The 2,311-nt window shown below is 32.7% G+C and carries 2 protein-coding genes; both read left to right on the forward strand.

Annotated elements, in window-relative coordinates; translation table 11 throughout:
• Positions 1–52 precede the first annotated feature (52 nt).
• Positions 53–1,060, forward strand: a complete 1,008-nt coding sequence (locus NSA58_RS19075; RefSeq protein ID WP_039679747.1) for a proline racemase — start codon at positions 53–55, stop codon at positions 1,058–1,060.
• A gap of 78 nt (positions 1,061–1,138) precedes the next feature.
• Complete coding sequence (locus tag NSA58_RS19080) at positions 1,139–2,023, forward strand: sulfite exporter TauE/SafE family protein (protein ID WP_039679746.1); 885 nt, start codon at positions 1,139–1,141, stop codon at positions 2,021–2,023.
• Positions 2,024–2,311 lie beyond the last annotated feature (288 nt).

The following is a 2,311-nucleotide window of genomic DNA, read 5'->3' on the forward strand; positions in this document are numbered from 1 at the left end:
TAAATATATTATAAATATTTATTTTAATAATGATATTAGGGGGAACAGGCAAATGAAATTTTCAAGAAGCATTCAAGCAATTGACTCTCATACTATGGGAGAACCTACAAGAATAGTTACAGGAGGAATTCCTAACATAAAAGGAAACACTATGGCTGAGAAAAAGGAATACTTAGAAAAGAATCTTGACCATTTAAGAACAGCTATAATGTTAGAGCCAAGAGGACATAATGATATGTTTGGTTCAATAATAACTCAACCTTGTGATCCAACTGCTGATTTTGGTATCATATTCATGGATGGCGGAGGATACCTAAACATGTGTGGACATGGTTCAATAGGTGCTATAACTGCTGCTATAGAAACTGGAATGGTAGATATGGTAGAGCCAGTTACTCATGTTAGAATGGAAGCTCCAGCTGGAATGATAGAAGCAGATGCTAAAATAGTTGATGGAAAAGTTAGAGAAGTATCTTTTGTAAACGTGCCAGCATTCTTATATAAGAGAGATTGTGAAATAGAAATGGCACCATATGGGAAAATAAAATTTGATATAGCATTTGGAGGAAGTTTCTTTGCTATAGTTCATGCTAGTCAATTTGGTGTTAAAGTTGATCCTAAAAATACTCAATTATTAAACAACATAGGTATGGAAATGAGAGAAATAGTTAACAGAGAAATACCAGTACAACATCCAACACTAGATCATATAAAAACAGTTGACTTAGTTGAAATATATGATGACCCTACTCATCCAGAAGCAACTTATAAAAACGTAGTTGTATTTGGTCAAGGACAAGTAGACAGATCTCCATGTGGAACTGGAACAAGTGCTAAACTTGCGACTTTATATGCAAAAGGAGAAATCAAAGAAGGAGAAGATTTCGTATACGAAAGTATATTAGGAACTCTTTTCAAAGGAAAGATAGTAGGTCTTGATAAAGTTGGTGAATTTGATGCAGTAAGACCTGAAATAACTGCATCAGCTTATATAACAGGATTTAATCATTTTGTTATAGATGATGAAGATCCAGTTAAATACGGTTTTATATTAAAATAGTATCTAAACCAATAACTTAATCAAGATTTCAACTATAAATGCAATAATTACAAAAGAAGAAATAGGGGGAATCATATTATGGTTAATATTATTAGGGTAGTTTGGGCAGTGTTAATGTCTGTATATGGATACTTCTTCATAAAAGACTACAGACAAGTATCTGCGGCAGGTGAATTAGAGGATGTAAGTGTAGGAAAAGCAGGTTTTATAGGTTTTCTTACAAACTTCCTTGATACATTAGGAATAGGTTCATTTGCGCCAACAGTTGCATTAAACAAGTTTATGAAAATGGGAGTTAGAGATAAAGAACTTCCAGGATTATTAAATGTTGCTGATACTCTTCCAGTTATGGTTGAAGCAGTAATATTTACTACAGTTATAGAAGTTGAGCCAATAACACTAATATCAATGCTTGCAGCAGCAGCTTTAGGATCATATCTTGGAGCTGGTGTAATAGCTAAAATGGATGAATTAAAAGTCCAAAAAGTTATGGGTCTTGCATTATTAATAACTGCTATAGTAATGGTATTTAAGCAATTAGGTTTAATTCAAGGTGGAGGAGACGCTATAGGATTAACTGGAATAAGATTAGTTATAGGTGTAGTAGGTAACTTTATACTTGGGGCTTTAATGTCTGCTGGTATAGGATTATATGCACCATGTATGGCTTTAGTTTATTTCTTAGGAATGTCTCCACAAGTTGCATTCCCAATAATGATGGGATCTTGTGCAACATTAATGCCAGTAGGATCAGTTAAATTCATAAAAGAAGGAGCTTATCCAAGAAAAGCAGCTTTAATAATAGCTTTATCTGGAGCTGTAGGTGTATACATAGCAGCTACGTTTGTTAGTAATTTACCAATGAATATATTAACTTGGTTAGTAATAGCTGTTATATTCTATACTTCTGCATCTATGTTAATGGCTGCTAACAAAGCTAGCAAAAGCGTTGAAACAAAATAGAAAATTAAGAGATTACAATGTATTTGAATAAGAATATGCCACGAGTTATCGTGGCATATTTTTTACATACAAGGACATTATATTATTTTCAAATCTGTGGAAAACTACTAGAATTAAGTAATATCAACAAATATTGAGATGTAAAAAAAGTTGATTTTTGAGCAACAAAGTTGCCTGAAGAGGGGCGAAGGCATCTCGTTAGCGATATGAGCGAAGCGAATTTTTTATTTTACTGAGATTCAAATATGAGAAAATATAGAATATTTCTATAATAAAGAAGTTATTAGA

The sequence above is a fragment of the Terrisporobacter muris genome, from assembly GCF_024621905.1.
GTDB lineage: Bacteria > Bacillota > Clostridia > Peptostreptococcales > Peptostreptococcaceae > Terrisporobacter > Terrisporobacter muris.

Bases quoted from the DNA above. Each gene is read 5' to 3' on its own strand.
- NSA58_RS19075 (WP_039679747.1), top strand. From the start codon at position 53: ATGAAATTTTCAAGAAGCATTCAAGCAATTGACTCTCATACTATGGGA.
- NSA58_RS19080 (WP_039679746.1), top strand. From the start codon at position 1,139: ATGGTTAATATTATTAGGGTAGTTTGGGCAGTGTTAATGTCTGTATAT.